The 16383-nt window shown below is 41.1% G+C and carries 12 protein-coding genes; 5 read left to right on the forward strand and 7 right to left on the reverse strand.

The features are described from left to right. Positions 1–242: 242 nt before the first annotated feature. From A4S05_RS29605 to A4S05_RS42170, 3 genes are all read right to left on the reverse strand, one after another. Entirely contained in the window at positions 243–2036 is a 1794-nt protein-coding gene (locus A4S05_RS29605) for a PAS domain-containing sensor histidine kinase (RefSeq protein ID WP_084227323.1), read from the reverse strand. 215 nt (positions 2037–2251) lie between these two features. Further along, entirely contained in the window at positions 2252–4879 is a 2628-nt protein-coding gene (locus A4S05_RS29610; RefSeq protein ID WP_176727147.1) for a sensor histidine kinase, read from the reverse strand. Beyond that, positions 4870–5016, reverse strand: coding sequence for a hypothetical protein (locus A4S05_RS42170; protein WP_176727148.1), 147 nt, complete (start codon positions 5014–5016; stop codon positions 4870–4872). The genes A4S05_RS29610 and A4S05_RS42170 overlap by 10 nt, the downstream gene beginning before the upstream one ends. 494 nt (positions 5017–5510) lie before the next feature. Here A4S05_RS42170 and A4S05_RS29615 point away from each other — a divergent pair, with 494 nt between their 5' ends. After that, entirely contained in the window at positions 5511–6098 is a 588-nt protein-coding gene (locus A4S05_RS29615) for a Uma2 family endonuclease (RefSeq protein ID WP_069073349.1), read from the forward strand. Between the two features lie 342 nt (positions 6099–6440). Here the strand turns inward: A4S05_RS29615 and A4S05_RS29620 are convergent, their stop codons facing one another. After that, entirely contained in the window at positions 6441–6953 is a 513-nt protein-coding gene (locus A4S05_RS29620) for a GNAT family N-acetyltransferase (RefSeq protein WP_069073350.1), read from the reverse strand. 175 nt (positions 6954–7128) lie between these two features. On the opposite strand from A4S05_RS29620, the gene ada reads away from it, so the two are divergent. From ada to A4S05_RS29635, 3 genes are read left to right on the forward strand one after another with little or no spacing between them, the layout of a single operon-like run. Further along, positions 7129–8208: a bifunctional DNA-binding transcriptional regulator/O6-methylguanine-DNA methyltransferase Ada gene (gene ada / locus A4S05_RS29625; protein WP_069073351.1), complete on the forward strand. Its 1080-nt coding sequence runs from the start codon at positions 7129–7131 to the stop codon at positions 8206–8208. Continuing rightward, complete coding sequence (locus A4S05_RS29630) at positions 8192–8842, forward strand: DNA-3-methyladenine glycosylase family protein (RefSeq protein ID WP_069073352.1); 651 nt, start codon at positions 8192–8194, stop codon at positions 8840–8842. Before ada ends, A4S05_RS29630 begins: the two co-directional genes overlap by 17 nt. A gap of 59 nt (positions 8843–8901) precedes the next feature. Next, complete coding sequence (locus A4S05_RS29635) at positions 8902–9900, forward strand: DMT family transporter (protein ID WP_069073353.1); 999 nt, start codon at positions 8902–8904, stop codon at positions 9898–9900. An 88-nt stretch (positions 9901–9988) separates the two neighbouring features. On the opposite strand, the gene dapF is transcribed toward A4S05_RS29635, so the two are convergent. Next, the gene (gene dapF / locus A4S05_RS29640) at positions 9989–10828 is read right to left on the reverse strand and encodes a diaminopimelate epimerase (RefSeq protein WP_069073354.1); all 840 of its coding nucleotides are present in this window, start codon (positions 10826–10828) and stop codon (positions 9989–9991) included. 69 nt (positions 10829–10897) lie between these two features. Between dapF and A4S05_RS29645 the strand changes: the two genes are divergently transcribed. Continuing rightward, entirely contained in the window at positions 10898–11116 is a 219-nt protein-coding gene (locus A4S05_RS29645) for an Hfq-related RNA-binding protein (RefSeq protein ID WP_069073355.1), read from the forward strand. 308 nt (positions 11117–11424) lie between these two features. On the opposite strand, the gene A4S05_RS29650 is transcribed toward A4S05_RS29645, so the two are convergent. Continuing rightward, complete coding sequence (locus A4S05_RS29650; protein WP_069073356.1) at positions 11425–13209, reverse strand: diguanylate cyclase domain-containing protein; 1785 nt, start codon at positions 13207–13209, stop codon at positions 11425–11427. Positions 13210–13746: 537 nt separating this feature from the next. Next, positions 13747–16017, reverse strand: coding sequence for a cation:proton antiporter domain-containing protein (locus A4S05_RS29655; protein ID WP_069073357.1), 2271 nt, complete (start codon positions 16015–16017; stop codon positions 13747–13749). Positions 16018–16383: the final 366 nt, after the last annotated feature.

Here is a 16383-nt window from a genome sequence, read left to right on the forward strand (position 1 = left end):
TAATATCAATTAAATTAATGATTGCAACACATCCTTGGGTAAAGACGCGATGAATCGCGTCTCTACAAATTGTCTATTTGTTGAATTCTTTTTTCAAATTGGTATAACTTTCAATACTGCTTGGGTAAAGCATTTTGAACTCGGAATTAGGTTTTGGGAAAAGGTTAAAGGGTAAAGGTTAAAGGTTTTTTCTTTCCCCTTACCCCAAACCCAATTCCCCAAAACCCTTGCGGTACTAATAGTTAGCTAATAGGTAATGTAAACCAGAAAGTTGCCCCTGTATCTAATGCACTGTTTACGCCAATTTCGCCACCGTGAGCATGGATAATTTGCTTACACAGATACAACCCCAATCCCAAACTTACAGAATTGCGGATACTTGTACCCCGAAAGTATAGGTCAAAAAGCCGATCGCTTTGTTGTTGACTAATTCCCACGCCGTTATCACTAACAGTACAATAAATTTTGTCATCCTTATGGGTAGCGTTGATTGTCAAAAGCAATCCGGGAGGATTATGTTTAAGAGCATTGACAATTAAGTTAGAAAACACTCGCCATAGTTGCGTGGGATCAGCATTCACTAATGGCAAATCTGCGGATACTAGATTTGTCAGCTTGGCTTGATTTTGTGCTAATAATGGCTCTAAATCTGCGATCGCAGCTTTGACAATTGTCAGTAATTGCACTGTTTGGGTTTGTAAAACAACACCTTGTGTTTCGCTGACATGAGTTTCCATCAACGAATTAATTAAGTTCAGTTGGCGATCGCTACTTTGAATCATCCGCTCTAAAATGGAGCGTGAAACAGGGATTGGAGATTGGGAAGAGACTTCTTCAATAATCCCCCCTTGTCCTTGATTTCCAGTCCCCAGTCCCCCGCTATTAAGCAAATTTTTCAGCACCATTACAGTACCCAGAACTGGGTTGCGTAAGTCGTGGGAAACTGCATGGAAAAATACTCGTAGTTCTTCTTCAGTTTGCTTGCGCTGGGTAATATCTTCAATTAAACCTTCGTAGTAAAGCAATTTTCCCTGTTCGTCACGGACTGCGTAGGCTTTTTCTGAAATCCAGACAATACTCCCATCTCGGCGATAAATTTGAGACTCGAACTCTGAAACACTGCCATACTTTTCCATCAGGCGCACAAATTCTGCCCGACGGTTCGGATCAACATACAATTGTTCAATATCAGTTAAATTTGCTGTCACCTCTTCCACTAAAGAGTAGCCATAAATACGGGCTAGAGCGGGATTTGCCGTAATGTAACGTCCATCGGGACTGCTTTGGAAGATTCCTTCAACGGCATTTTCAAAAATGGTGCGATATTTAGCTTCTGCAACCTTGAGTTTTTGATAGGCAGATTCCAGTTCTTGACGGGCGTAAAACTCAGAGCATTGCAAGCGATCGTACAGATAAACACCAATATCACATATAGTACAAAACCAAAAAATGTATAAAATAAACGTTACATTATATATTCCTGGGTGTTCAGGAATCGGTGTTTCTAGCCCAAGTGCCGTATTCACACCAAAATAGTAAAGCAGCACACTCACTTGAGTCAGTAAGTGAAGAATCCAGCAGACGGGCATCAACACAGCTTGGCTCAAGAATAGCAGCGACCAACCGATGGTATCGGGTAGTGCAAAACCTGTAAGAGTTGCAAACAACTGCGATGCTAAACTAATTGACCAAGAAGACCCCAAAAATAATAAATCTGGACGATAACGACCTAACTTAGTTTTATGTAAGGCAAAGCAGACCAGTATACTCATGAGCATTGCAACATTAATTACAATACGTTGAGTTCTAACTACTTCTGGCAACTGCTGCAACTCTTGAAAAGGGAAAAACAAGCCGTAAATGTCTCGCAAAGTAAAAGACAACAGACAAATCAGCGCCAGCCATAACCATAAATGTAATCTCTGCCACAAAAAACGGTTACGCCAAGCTTTGTAAAGAGGATTGATTTCATCTGTTGTTGGTGCAGAAAAGATTTTTCTCCACCAGCTTTGCACTGTTGTAAATGGAGTAGCCATTAGCATCCAAGCAACTTTGCCCATACCTTGAGGGTGTTTCCCTTACTCAATAGACTTCTTGCAGAAGTAGGGAAAAGGGAAAGGGGGGAAAGGGTAAAGGTTTTGTATTTAACCCTTTCCCTTTAACCTTTACCCTTTTCCCACAAGAGTGCAAAAAGCACCTTTGCAAGAGTTTTAATATTGCTATAAATAACACCCTCTCATTTTTTGGTGATTTATGGGCGATTTGTTGCGGATGAAGTTGCCAAAGGTAGTGTAAACCAGAAAGTTAACCCGCGCTTGCGGTTACTAATAACACCGATTTCGCCGCCATGTGCCTTAATAAATTTCCGACAAAGATACATTTTTAAGCCAATGCTTGTAGAGCAACAGTCTTGGGGATCGCGGACATGGAGATCGAAAAGGCGATCGCATTCTACTTTACTCATTCCCACACCGTCATCTTGAATCTGAGTGCGAATCATTCCCGCCTCAACGGTGGCATTCAGGGTAAAATTTAATCCTGGTGGATTATTTTGCAAGCCATGTGTGATTAAATTTGCCAAAACTTTCTGCAACTTAGTCCCATCTGCCATTACTAATGGTAAGTCTGCCGGAACCAAGTTCTTCAGAGTCGCTTGATTTTGTGTCAGTATGGGTTCCAACTCGGCGAATGTTCCTCCCAGTAGGGTGCTAAGTTGCACAGGTTCGAGTTTGATCTCAAGACCCTGTTTTTCACAGGAATTAATTTCTAGCAATGAGTTAATCATCGTTAGTTGGCGATCGTTGCCTTGAATCATCCGCTCGATAATTGAGCGAGATATTGGGATTGGGGATTGGGGATTGGGGATTGGGGATTGGGCATGGGAAAGAGGCAGAGGGGCAGAGGGGATAGGGGGCAGAGGGGAAAGACTTGCTGTAATTGCTCCCCTGCTCCCCTGCCCCTGATTTAACAAATTCTTCAACACCATTAAGTTACCCATTACCGAAGTTCGTAAATCGTGGGCAACGGTGTGCAACACTACATCTTTGACGCGATGCAATTTTTCAACTTCTTGCATTTTCTGCTCTAACTGTGCCGTCCGTTCTTCTACTTGATGTTCTAAATTAGTGTTGAGTTCTGCTAGTTTTTGGCATATCTGGCTTTGCTGAATGGCGATCGCTACTTGTTCTGACATCTGCTGTAACAAATCAATTTCTATCGGCAGCCAATGACGCGAACCTGAGCATTGATTGGCAATTAACGCCCCAAATAATTCATCACCAAGCATAATTGGTACAGCCAAGCTAGCCTTCGTTTGGAATTTTTGACAGTGTGCTTTGACTTTGGGAGATACTGTCATTTGCGTTATGTCTTCAAAAACACGCACAAAATTATCTTTTAGTAAATTTCGCACTTCTTTTAGATAAGCTTCATCATTAGTAGACCAACCTGAGACTGATGGATATTTGGGATCTACTGATTCGGCAAGAGTTCTGATTCCTAAATTGGCATTATTTAAACTGATGAAAACTCGATCTGCTTGGAGAAATTGTCTGACTTCCGTCACGGTAGTTTGAAGAATTTGCTCTAAGTTCAGCGAAGACCGAATTCGCACTAGGGTTTCTGCCAACAAGCGATCGCGTTGGGCACAAAGGCGGAATTGCGCTTCTACCTGTTTGCGTTCTGTAATGTCGTGATGCACTGCCAGGATGGAGGGGATACCATCTAAATCAATCACTTCGGCTGAAAGCAGCGTTGTAATGATCTCGCCAGACTTTTGCCGAAATTCAAATTCTAAGTTGCGAACGACTCCCGTGCCTTGCAACTGCTGTAACAAATTCAGGCGATCGCGATCGTCTACCCAAAGATTTAACTCAAAAGAAGTTTTACCAATCGCCTCATCTCGCTCATAACCTGAAAGTTTTACAAAACTGTCGTTAACTTCGATGAAGCGTCCTTCTTGTAGCGTACTAATGGTAATTGAATCGGGGCTGCAACTAAAAGCTTTAGCAAATTTTTGGGCAAGATTTTGTAAAGCGACTTCTCCTTGTTTCTGATCTGTGATATCTCGGACAATTGCTAATACCTCATCTTCACCACTCACGACCAACCGCGCCTCATAATTTCTGATTCCCAAAGGCGTTGGTAGCTGATATTCGCAAGTTTGTAAAGTTCCAGAATCTAAAGTTTTAGCGATCGCTACTTGGCTAATCGCTGCAACATCACTAGGCAATAACTCTTGCACATGTTTTCCAACTATTTCTTCTCTCGAAAGAGTGACATTTGCTCCTTCACTTTTCAAATCTAAATACTCGCCATCGCGGCTGATGCGAAACATCAAATCGGGGATAGCATCCAAAATTGCTTTATACCGCGCCTCACTTTCTTGCAATTTTTCTTCGGCTTGTTTCCGGTCTGTAATATCCATGACCAAGCCATTCCAAAGAAAATCACCATTGGCTTGTAGTTCCGGTTGTGAAGTACCTTGAATCCACTTAAGTTTGCCACTAGGCGTAATAATCCGACCTTCCCAATGCCAAGGCGTAAAAGTGGTGCGACAAACAGCAATAGATTCTGCAAAAGCTTTTATATCCTGTGGATGAATCAGTTTGTATAGCACCTGGAAGTCTGCCTGTATAGCTTCTGGTTCTAATTCATACAAATATTTACAACCAAAACTAATATAAGGGATAAATACAGAATCATCCTGCCCTTGCAGAATTTGGAAAATCATCCCCGGTAAATTGGCAGCAATTGTTTCCAACAAAGTGATATTCTCTGGTTGAAAATCTGGTTTATACGCTGATTTTACAATTTCATCCACTCTTAGACCCTTTGATATATAAGCAATTGGCATAATATTCAAGGCAATCATAGCCATTGTGAGATATTTTTAGCTGTCGGCGTGTAGGCGTAGCCCGTCGTAGACATCACTAACAGCAGAAAAAGCGGCTCTACTTTCAGAGTAGTTCTGGATGATGCGATCGCATTCACCCAATCGGGTGAACCATTTGTCAAAGAGCGAATCAGTTTAGGAATGCTGAGTCAGCGATCGCCCTTGACGCTTGGCGGACTAAGCCGCCACTGCGACTTCTAGCAGAGTGAGTTTTTTGATTTGTGAGAATTGCAAACCGGAGTTCCCCGACTTATTAAAGAAGTTGGGGATATTTTTGATCACAAATGATTCAGGATTACTATAGTAATCCATCAAGCTAACGAAAACTTGCTAGGTATTAAGCACTTGATGTTTAATACAAGGACTTTAGTCCTTACTACAAAGTTATTTACTTAACATACAGGACTCCTATAGGAATCCTATAGGACTCATATTTGATTTCTGAAAAAACTCAGTACAACTAAGAAGCCTTCTTGACTGTTGCCTATTGCCTGCCTATCGCACTTGCGCTGCGTTTCGCGCACCACGCAAATTAGTTCAGAAATCAAAGCGGATTCCTATAGTTAACTTGACAAACTACTAGAATAAATATACTAGTTACACCCAAACTGATAACATGAATAATACTACCGTCAGTTTACCTCCTACCCTCGAATTAAATATCAACTTGACTGACGAGCAATTTTTTCAGCTTTGTCAAAATAATCGAGACTTAAAGTTTGAACGGACAGCATCAGGGGAATTAATTATTATGCCACCTACTGGGAGTAGTACTAGTGACCGTAATGCTGATTTAACTTATCAATTAAGAGCTTGGAGTCGTCAAAATAAGCTAGGAAAATCCTTTGACTCTTCTGGTGGTTTCAAACTTCCTAATGGTGCAGAGCGTTCTCCAGATGCTTCCTGGGTGAAAATGGAGCGGTGGAATGCTTTAAGCGAAGCAGAAAAAGAAAGATTTGCTCCTTTGTGTCCCGATTTCGTGGTTGAGTTAATGTCTCCAAGTGATTCCTTAGAAAAAACGCGAGCCAAAATGAGGGAATACATCGATAATGGCGCAAGATTGGGCTGGTTAATTAATAGAGGACAGCAGCAAGTAGAGATTTATCGTTCCAATCGAGAAGTTGAGATTTTACAAAGTCCTAAAACTCTATCGGGAGAAGATGTTTTGCCAGGATTTGTTTTAGACTTGGCGGAAATTTGGTGAGTAATTCGCATATCGTACAACGCTGGCATAATTATCATAAATTATTCTCAGAAAATAAATGCTATATCTATGACGGGCTACGCCTACGCAACGATAACATCGAAAGCATCGAATGTAATATTCTTGAGATGTAGTTGCAGTAAACCGAGCAGATTTTGATCGCAACAATCAGATAGAAAGTAGTTTCTCGATCCAGTTAATCTATTTTCATTTAGAACATGAATAGATTTACTAACATGGAGAAATTAATAATAGGTTTTTGGGAGTGGATAGTTTCTGTATTATGGTGAGGCTCGGTCTTTTTTATCAAAAAAGTCAGGAAGATGTTCGGCGAAGGCTCAGTCAGGAGGAAAACCCACCATTTGCCGTACTAGCCAGTCTTTCATATTCAGGTCGTAAAACTGACATGATAATCAGGGAATCATAACCCTTTTCTGATTTTAGACATTCGCGTAGCTTTCCTTCGACAACAAAACCAGCACCTTTGTAGACAGCCTGAGCGCGATGATTTTGCTCTTTAACATCCAACCATAACCGATGTGCTTTGTATGTCTCAAACACAAATTTTTTAATTATTTCAACAGTGTCTTTGCCATAACCTTGCCCCTTTTGTGTGATGACAATGCGACGAAATTCAATACTCTGATTTAAATTAAGCAGTCCAGCTAAAATAACATAGCCAATTTTGGTTTCCGTTTGCACAATCAGATGAGCAATATCAGAATCAGCGATCGCTTGAAGATGTTGTTGATATGACCAAGGAATAATGTACTGTCGATTATCGTCATCATACTCGGCTTGCAGAACATAATCGAGATCAGCTTCTTGTGTTTTGCGTAGGCTTAAACTGTGCATATTTTAACTCAACGACCTATTATCATCACTTTATTCGCTATTGTGAAGAGTTAAGTTTATCTTAAGTGAATATTCACAAGCATTATGCTCATCTTTGTGGCTCTAGTTGTCATTGATGGTAGGGCGATGAAAGCAAATTAATTCCTTAATAAACAATATATTGAAGGAGACATCAATGCAATTACAAAAAACACCAGTCTTGGAAGAAACTTTTTGGCAAGCAGTTATCAATCGAGATCCCACTTTTGAAGGTAAGCTTTTCTATGGTGTTCGCTCTACAGGCATTTATTGCCGACCTATTTGCCCTAGTCGCAGACCGAATCGGAATCAAGTTTGTTTTTTCCAGTCAGCACAAGAGGCTGAAAGCGCAGGTTTTCGACCTTGTAAGCGGTGTCAGCCAAAATCTGAAACATTTCCAAATACAGCCAAAATCTTATCAGTATGTCGATATATTGAAGCACAAGTTGATCACATACCAACTCTCTCAGAATTATCCTCTCAGGTGGAAATGAGTCCCAGTTATCTACAAAGAATATTTAAGCAAATAATTGGCGTATCCCCTTTTCAATATGCAGATGCGCTGCGTAGCCAACGATTGAAACACCGTCTCCAGTCAGGAGAAGAAATTGCTGATGCAGTTTACGATACGGGGTATGGTTCAAGTAGTCAATTGTATGAGAAAGCACCTAAGCAACTGGGAATGACACCAAAGATTTACCAACAAGCTGGAAAGACAATCAGCATTGTCTATGCGATCGCTCCATGTCTATTAGGATATTTGCTGGTGGCAACAACAGAGAAGGGTATTTGCGCCGTTAAACTAGGTGATGAAGCAGACAAGCTTGAAGACATTTTGAATCAAGAATTTCACCAAGCGCACATCATGCGTGATGATCACACACACAAAGACTGGATACAAGCAATCCTCGACTTGATTGCGGGAGATAAAACACATCTCGATTTACCACTTGATGTCCGTGGGACAGCATTTCAGAAACAGGTTTGGCAAGCATTACAAAAAATTCCTCATGGCGAAACGCGCACATATACCGATATCGCCTGTGATATTGCCAAACCCCAAGCAGTCCGCGCGGTGGCAAATGCTTGTGGAGCTAATCCAACAGCGCTGATTGTACCGTGTCACCGTGTGCTGCGGAGTGATGGCAGTCTTGGCGGTTATCACTGGGGAATTGAGCGCAAACAAAAACTGCTTACACAAGAATCGAAATTTCTCAAAGATGACTCCAACACCTGAACTAGAATCGTTAACTGAAGAAAGTCTAACCCGTGGTTTAATGGTGCTTGCCAAACTTGATAGCGATTTGGCTCGGATTTTAGAGACACTGGGGCCTCCACCAATCTGGTCAAGAGAACCAGGTTTTGCAACGCTTCTGTGCATAATTCTGGAACAACAAGTTTCCTTGGCAGCAGCAAAAGCTGTATTTAACCGATTATGTGGCGTGGTTGTAACTCTAACGCCAGAAAACTTTCTAATATTGGATGATGCTCAATTAAGAGAGATTGGATTCAGTCGGCAAAAGATTCTATACTGTCGTGGGTTGGCGAATGCGATCGCAAGTGGTCAGCTTGATCTAACCAAGCTGGAAAGAATGGACGAAACTACTATCAGAACAGAGTTAAAGCGTCTCAAAGGTATAGGGGACTGGACAGTTGATATTTATTTGCTCATGGCGTTGCAACGTCCTGATGTCTTTCCTAAAGGCGATTTAGCGATCGCGATCGCATTACACAAACTCAAAAACTTGGCGACACGCCCAACACCAGCACAACTCGAAGCAATGACACAGCACTGGCGACCCTGGCGAGCGGTAGCTGCAAGACTTCTATGGCACTACTACCTAAATAATGGTAATACCAAGTCTCCGTAAACTTGCACTTAATGATTACTCCTTTGTACTTGGCAGTTTGTTTAATAAATATAAATTAAATGGTAGAAAATAAATTAAGCCTAACAGAACAAAAACCTGATAAAGCTTCAAACATCCTGCCGATAATCACAGTAATAATTGCATTATTAGCTTTATCTTCAACAGCAATATTTATTAAAATTGCTGTTAACGAAATGAGCGCTGTTGCTACATTATTTAATCGCTTATGGATAGCGACTATTATCTTTGGATTATGGAGTGGAATTAACCAAGCCCGGACTCACATTAAAGACGATGAACCTGTATTACCACAGCAGCGTTATCCAATCAAAGAGATAGCTTTCTTAATAGCAGTGGGTTTAGTGCATGTAATCGGTAGATTATCTTGGACTTGGTCGCTAACTCAGACTGGTGCTGCGAATGCTAACGCGTTAGGTAGTCTGAATCCGCTATTTACTACATTAGGAGGATGGCTATTTTTTAATCAAGTTTTTGGACGCAAATTTATTCTTGGTCTGATATTAGCAATAGTGGGTGCGATCGCAGTTGGGTTTGAAGATTTATTACGCTCTAATAATAATTTTACAGGTGATGCTGTTGCCCTGATGTCATCTATATTTTATGCAGCAAACTTTTTACTTATCGAGCAAATTCGCAATAAGTTTTCAATTATTACCATCCTCGTTTGGCGCTGCGTGATTGCAACTTCATTGATGATCCCAGTAGTCTTAATTTTTGAAAAACAAGTTTTCCCAGTTACTTTATCGGGGTGGTTAGTAGTATTTGCCCTAGCTGCTATTTGCGAAGCCTTGGGGCATGGGCTAATTGTATACAGCCTGAAAACTTTTTCCTCAGGATTCATCTCTTTGCTGTTGTTACTCAATCCAGTGATTGTTGCTATTCTTGCTTGGATACTTTTCTCAGAAAACTTGAGTATTTTTAACTTGTTAGGATTGGCTCTAATTGTCGGGGGTATATATCTAGCAATTTCTAATCAAGAATCGATCAAATCTAGCGTTAATCCCCCGATCCAATCTCCAGCAAAAAGCGAATCTTAACAAGTTCGTAGTAAGGACTTTAGTGCTTAGAAAATAAGGACTAAAGTCCTTACTACAAACCATCAAAAACAATTTGTAATCACGTGGGTTAAAATTTACCCGTGAATACCTTCTCAGCCGGGCCTGTCATATAAACTCGTTGATCTAATTCTGACCATTCAATTTGTAAGGGGCCACCCGGTAATTCTATAGTTGCGGTGCGATCGCATTTTCCAGTTAACACACCAGCCACTAAAGAAGCGCAAGCACCAGTCCCACAAGCTAATGTGATCCCAGCACCCCGTTCCCACACCCGCATTTTCAAATAGTCGCGGCGTACCACTTGAATAAATTCGGTATTTATGCGTTGGGGAAAAGCTGGATGATGCTCAAATTTTGGGCCGATGCTTTCTAGTTCAATTGCTGCGACATCTTCCACAAAGGTAATGCAGTGAGGATTTCCCATATTTACACAGGTGACATCCCAAGTTTTCCCCGCCACCTCCAACGGCTGAGAAATAACTTTTTCTTGGGCAGGTGCAAGATTAGTCGGAATTTCGCTAGCGAGTAACCTGGGTAAACCCATGTCTACTTTAACTTGACCATCAGATAAGAGTTGGGGAGTCATTACACCACCCAAAGTATGAATCCGATATGAATCTTTATTCCGGGATTCCCCTTCTAAATCTGCCAAAAAGCCAGCTAAACAGCGAATGCCATTGCCACACATTTCTGGTTCTGAACCATCGGAATTAAAAATCCGCATGGTGTAGTCAGTGCCGTTTTCTCCAGGTAGGGCAAAAATTACACCATCAGCACCGATGCCAAAATGGCGATCGCACAACTTGATGGCTTGCTCTGGAGTGACTACAGGCTCAGATGACGAGCGATTGTCAATCAGAATAAAGTCGTTGCCTAGACCATGATACTTAGTAAATTCGATTGCCATTTCTTCAAGGATGAATTATCAAGGATTAGTTACTCTTTATTTTGCCTTGTAGGTTCATCTTTACTAAAAATGCTTACCGAATTTGACACCACGTTACCCAGTATTAGACAAGTCCAAAACCTGATTAAACAAACAACGCCAGTGGAATTAAAGCTGCTGACTGGTGATGTGTTGACAGGAAAGGTTTTATGGCAAGACCCACAGTGTATCTGTATTGCTGATGAAAACAGTCAGCAAAGCACTGTTTGGAAACAAGCGATCGCTTACATCAAGCCGAAAGTGAGTTAGTAGCCTACGGTGTACACACAAGTCCTAAAAACCTAGCTTGATAAGCATTTCCTCGTTCCCAGTCTCCGACTGGGAATGCATTCATTGAGTCTCTGACTCAATGCCAGATTGGAGGCAGAGCCTCCACGAGGAGCATTCCCATGTAGAACATGGGAACGAGATAAAAACGAGGTAAACAAGATAAACGAGAAAAGAATGGAAAATCAAGCTTTTTTTGACTTGTGTATACACCGTAGCCTTGCCAAGGGGGGATTAAGGGGGGTAACAACGCAATTAAAATCACAGTCAATCACTTTTCAAACAACCTCTTAAAGTTTTGCAGCACAAACCCACCGATTGCGTCCTTGTTCTTTAGCCTTATACAAAGCTTTATCGGCTGCATTAATCAAGTCTTGAGATGAACCTTTATCTGTTGGTCTTTGAATCGCAACACCTAAACTGACGGTCACAAAATATTGAAAGTTATTCTTCTTATTATGGGGAATCTTTAATTCTTCAATAGACTTTTGAATCAATTTCGTTACTTTAATCGCACCTGATTCGTTTGTATTTGGCAAAATTACAATAAATTCTTCACCACCATAACGAGCTAGTAGATCGGTAGGACGCTTTAATACAGATTGTGCTGCACGAGCAACTTGTATTAAGCATTCATCCCCGGCTAGATGTCCATAAGAATCGTTATAATCCTTGAAATAATCAATATCAAATAGAACTAAAGATAAATAACTTTCAGTTAGTCTTAATCGATTCCATTCCTCCTCTAAAAATTGAACAAAACAATGACGGTTTGCGATTTGAGTTAGAGCATCTAGCTTACTAATTTTTTCTAGCTGATAATTTGCAAGTTCTAAAGCATGGTTTGCTTCAGCAAGTTGATTAGCTTGAGAGCGGAATTGTTCTAATAATTCCGAATGTTCTAAAGCTACATTAAACTGAGCCGCTAACTGTTGGATGAATTGAATTTCTGACGTTTTCCACTCGCGGGAACAATAGCACTGATGAACACATAGTAATCCCCATAAAGTTTTTCCTTTCATTAGAGGTGCAACAATTTGTGCCTTGATTTGAAATTGCTCTAACAATTGAATGTGGCAATCTTCTAGCCCAGCTTGATAAACATTTGATACTACTTGTATACGCCCTTGGTGATAAGCAAGTGCATATTTTTCACCAAAACAATCATCTCTCACCTTGATGTCGATCGTAGAATCGTAGTCAGGCAATACATTCTCAGAGACAAATTTTCCAGAGGTATAGTTCGATTCCGGGTCAAATCTAAAGATACTGACGCGATCGCTACGGAGAGCCTTACGAATTTCTCTTACAGTAGTCTTAAACAAGGTGTCTAGATTTAGAGATTCACGAATTTCAGCCACTAAATTAAACAGAATCTCCTGCTGCTGATTTGCTTTATACAGTTCTGCTGCTTTTTGTTCTGCTTGAGCTAAAAATTCTGCTTGTTTCACTGCAAATCCTAATTGCGTTGCAATCTGAGAGAGAAACTGAATTTCTAATTTTTTCCATTCATGTGGCTGTGAATGCTGATAAGCTGCAAGCACTCCCCACAGTTTTTTTCCCACAAATATTGGTGCAGTTGCATAAGCTTGAATATGGAACTGTTCTAAAATTTCTAAATGACATTGAGACAAATCTGCTGCATAGATATCTGAAGCAATTAAAGTTTCATTATTACGATACCTTCCACCTTGATGTTCTTGTAGATAAGAGTCATTCCAAACTGTATTTTTTCCTAATGTCTCTACATCATCCCATCCGGTCTCTGCAAACTCAAAGTCACTGACAAATTCTCCACTCCAGTTTTCATAAAAACGATAAACGGCAATCCGTTCAACACGGAGTAACTTGCAAGTTTCCTTAGTGGCTGTACGAAAAATTGTTTCTAGATCAAGAGAAGCTCGAATTTTGCTAATAACTCGGTAAAGCGCCTTTTCTTGCTCTTCTAACTGCTGAATTTGGACTTGTTTATCATGCAGTTGAGTTTCTAAATTACTAACACTAGGCTGTCCTAAAAGCTTACAGAGTAGATTAGCACATACCTTCGTAATAATACCTAAACTTTTGTCCCACATTACAAGTATATTTTCAGTAATCTTTTAAAGATGAAAATTGATAGCTACAATGCTGCTACAATGTAATTTTTTGTAGTTTATAACCATTATCGCGTAAGAAATTTTCATAGTCACTTCTCCCGGATTTCTCACAAATGATGTTGGATAACATACAACATATACAGTACAGTAATTATTATTATCGCCAAAGTCTGTAAAAGATGAAATAATAAATGAAAAAGTATTGTAATGACAAAATAAATTTATGAAAAGTTAAGCTAAATTTTTAGGTCAATTCTATTATCAAACAAGGTCAGTAGACTGAAAACTTCTGCAATTGACAAAGGTCAAGCAGATGACCCCATTAATTAGGGCTTGCTACAAAATAGAATCAAAATTTAGAGTTGTCAAAGCCAAGAGATTGCCAGTCTTCAAGATTGATTTGGCCGATTTTGTCGCATCCACTTGACAATACAGATTGATGATGTCCCTATTAGAGACAACATCTTGAAGCTTGATATTATCAAAAGCGAATGTAATTCGGAATTACAGGAGTTTTCAGGTATAAGGTACTGAACTGGCGATCGCAAATAACTGTTCTAGTTTACTTAAACCTGTCAAGCTACCACATAACAATACTTGGTCGCTGACTCGCAAATCCATACCACCATCAGGATAGCGGATAAATTTACCATCTCGCCGGATCGCCTGTACCTGTACTCCAAATTGCTTGGCGATATCTAAATCTGCAAGGGTTTTACCTAGTGTTGGCGCATCTGCATTGACTGTAACCCACTGACAAGCACTATTTTCTCCGGGAACAGCCGCTTGTCCCTGAGCAAATTCTGCCAAAGCCGCCAGTTCTTCATCTGCTCCCACTACCAGTAAGCGATCGCCTTCTTCCAATCTGGTTTGATTATTGGGATAATCGATTTCATCGCCATTAGCGCGGCGAATTGCCATCAAACTCGCTCCTGTTAAGTAGCGCATATCTGCTTCTTCTATGCTCATACCAATTAAGGGCGAATTCTCTGGGAGAGGATACCAGCGCTGATTTAAATCGAGAGTTGCTTGGCGCAAATCGCGGGCGACTTCAGTTGCAGAACGCTCTGGGCGCAAATCTAAATAATGATCGTTGCGGATTTGCTGCATTTCCCGTTGGACGACAGCTGGCGACAACAAGCCTAAACCAGTTAATAAATAAGTTGCCATTTCTAAACTCGCTTCAAACTCTGGTTGCACAACTTCCCTAGCTCCCAATTGATACAGCACCTCAATATTTTTATCCTGGGTAGCACGAACAACCAAATCTAATTCTGGGCGCAATTCCAAAGCGCGTTTCAAGCAAAGACGAGTACTCATGGGATCTGGAAGTGCGATCGCCATTCCTTTGGCATGATTCACGCCAGCAGTTTCCAGAACGTGTAAACTGACGCAATTGCCATAAACATAAGACACCCCAGCCTCACGTAACTGCTGAATTCTACTCTCTGATTGGTCGATTACCAAAACAGGTAGATCGTGTTGCTGCAATAATTTCACCAAATTTTTGCCAACTCGCCCATAGCCGCAAACTACCACATGGTCTTTGAAGGGCAAATCTTCCGACACATCTCGCGCCTCATCTTCTTCTAAATAAGGTTTCAACCAGGGCATTGATTCGGCAAAGTTAAATAAAAATGGCACTAACCGCAATACAAAGGGAGTAAGCATGAGAGTCACTGCGGTGGTTCCCAAAATTAATAAGTATATTTGTCGGGACACCAACCCCAAAGACTGCCCTTCACTAGCGAGAACAAAGGAAAATTCCCCAATTTGCGCCAATCCCAAACCAGCGATTATGGCTGTTTTCAAAGGATAGCGAAACAGTTTCACTAAAGGCGTGATAATCAAAAATTTACCAACGAAAACTAGTGTCACCAACCCCAAAATTAATTCTAGGTTGTTCCACAAAAACACTGGGTCAATTAACATCCCAATGGCAGCAAAAAATAAACTGGCAAAGATATCTCGCAGGGGTTCGACATAAGTCAGGGTTTGATCGGCGTACTCCACCTCAGAAATCATCAAACCGGCGACAAATGCCCCCATTTCAATAGACAGTCCCAAATGCTCTGTCAACAGAGCAATGCCCAAACATAAAGCTACAACCCCTAATAAAAATAGTTCTTTGCTTTCAGTCCGGGCTAACAGTCGCAATAAAGGCGGTATCAGCCAAATCCCTGCTGCTACTGCGCCAGCAGCAAATAAACCAATCGAAGCTAGGGCTGTTAGCACGGTGATCCCAATGGTTTCTGCTGGTTGGTTGAGGGCTGGTAAGACTGCTAACATTAGTCCCAGCGCCAAGTCCTGGACTACCAAAATCCCTAGCATCACTTGCCCGTGAGGCGTTTCTGTTTCGTTGCGCTCCATCAAGCACTTGAGGACAACTGCTGTAGAAGACAAGGACAGAATACACCCCAAAAACATCCCCTTCGCGGGTAAGGCTCCCCAGGCTCCTGTTACCCCACAGACTAAAACTGTTACCAAAATCGTCAGAGCAATCTGGAGTCCACCTCCACCAAGAGCGATCGCTTTTACCTTCTTGAGTTCCGCAAAGGAAAATTCCACACCCAAAGCGAATAATAAAAAGGCAACCCCGAACTGCGCCAGAGTCTCTACTTGAATAAGTTCTTTAATCAATCCCAGTCCGGCTGGCCCAATGATCATCCCGCCAATGAGATACCCCAGCAGTACGGGTTGTCGCAAAAGTGCCGCCAACAGTCCGCCACAAGCTGCAACGCCTAGAACTAAAACTAAATCAACAATTAACCTAAAATCTTCTTGCACAAGTTTTAAAAGAACTATTAATTAAGACCTATTAATTCAGGATACAAAGTTTTATGATCTCAAACAGCTTGTTTGGTGAAAGATCGACAAAATTTCTTTACTTTAAAAGGAGCAAGGAGCAGTTAATTAGAAAAGAGATATCAAGCTTTTTGAAGGTATCTTGATTTACGAGGATCAAAGGTGAATGAATCCAGTTCAAAGGCTCATTCACGAGGATCAAAGACTCATTGTTGCATTATAAAATGTATGCCCCATTCCCAATGCCCCATGCCCCATGCCCCATGCCCCATGCCCCTTACCCCATGCCCCATCCCCCATGCCCAACACCCCATCCCCCACTCCCAAAACCAATCAAAGTTTTAGCTC

This window comes from Nostoc sp. KVJ20 (genome assembly GCF_001712795.1).
GTDB lineage: Bacteria > Cyanobacteriota > Cyanobacteriia > Cyanobacteriales > Nostocaceae > Nostoc.

Excerpts from the sequence above, each read along its gene's own strand:
- A4S05_RS29605 (WP_084227323.1), bottom strand. The coding sequence starts at position 2,036 with ATGGCTACTCCATTTACAACAGTGCAAAGCTGGTGGAGAAAAATCTTT.
- A4S05_RS29610 (WP_176727147.1), bottom strand. The coding sequence starts at position 4,879 with ATGGCTATGATTGCCTTGAATATTATGCCAATTGCTTATATATCAAAG.
- A4S05_RS29615 (WP_069073349.1), top strand. The coding sequence starts at position 5,511 with ATGAATAATACTACCGTCAGTTTACCTCCTACCCTCGAATTAAATATC.
- A4S05_RS29620 (WP_069073350.1), bottom strand. The coding sequence starts at position 6,953 with ATGCACAGTTTAAGCCTACGCAAAACACAAGAAGCTGATCTCGATTAT.
- ada (WP_069073351.1), top strand. The coding sequence starts at position 7,129 with ATGCAATTACAAAAAACACCAGTCTTGGAAGAAACTTTTTGGCAAGCA.
- A4S05_RS29630 (WP_069073352.1), top strand. The coding sequence starts at position 8,192 with ATGACTCCAACACCTGAACTAGAATCGTTAACTGAAGAAAGTCTAACC.
- A4S05_RS29635 (WP_069073353.1), top strand. The coding sequence starts at position 8,902 with ATGGTAGAAAATAAATTAAGCCTAACAGAACAAAAACCTGATAAAGCT.
- dapF (WP_069073354.1), bottom strand. The coding sequence starts at position 10,828 with ATGGCAATCGAATTTACTAAGTATCATGGTCTAGGCAACGACTTTATT.
- A4S05_RS29645 (WP_069073355.1), top strand. The coding sequence starts at position 10,898 with ATGCTTACCGAATTTGACACCACGTTACCCAGTATTAGACAAGTCCAA.
- A4S05_RS29650 (WP_069073356.1), bottom strand. The coding sequence starts at position 13,209 with ATGTGGGACAAAAGTTTAGGTATTATTACGAAGGTATGTGCTAATCTA.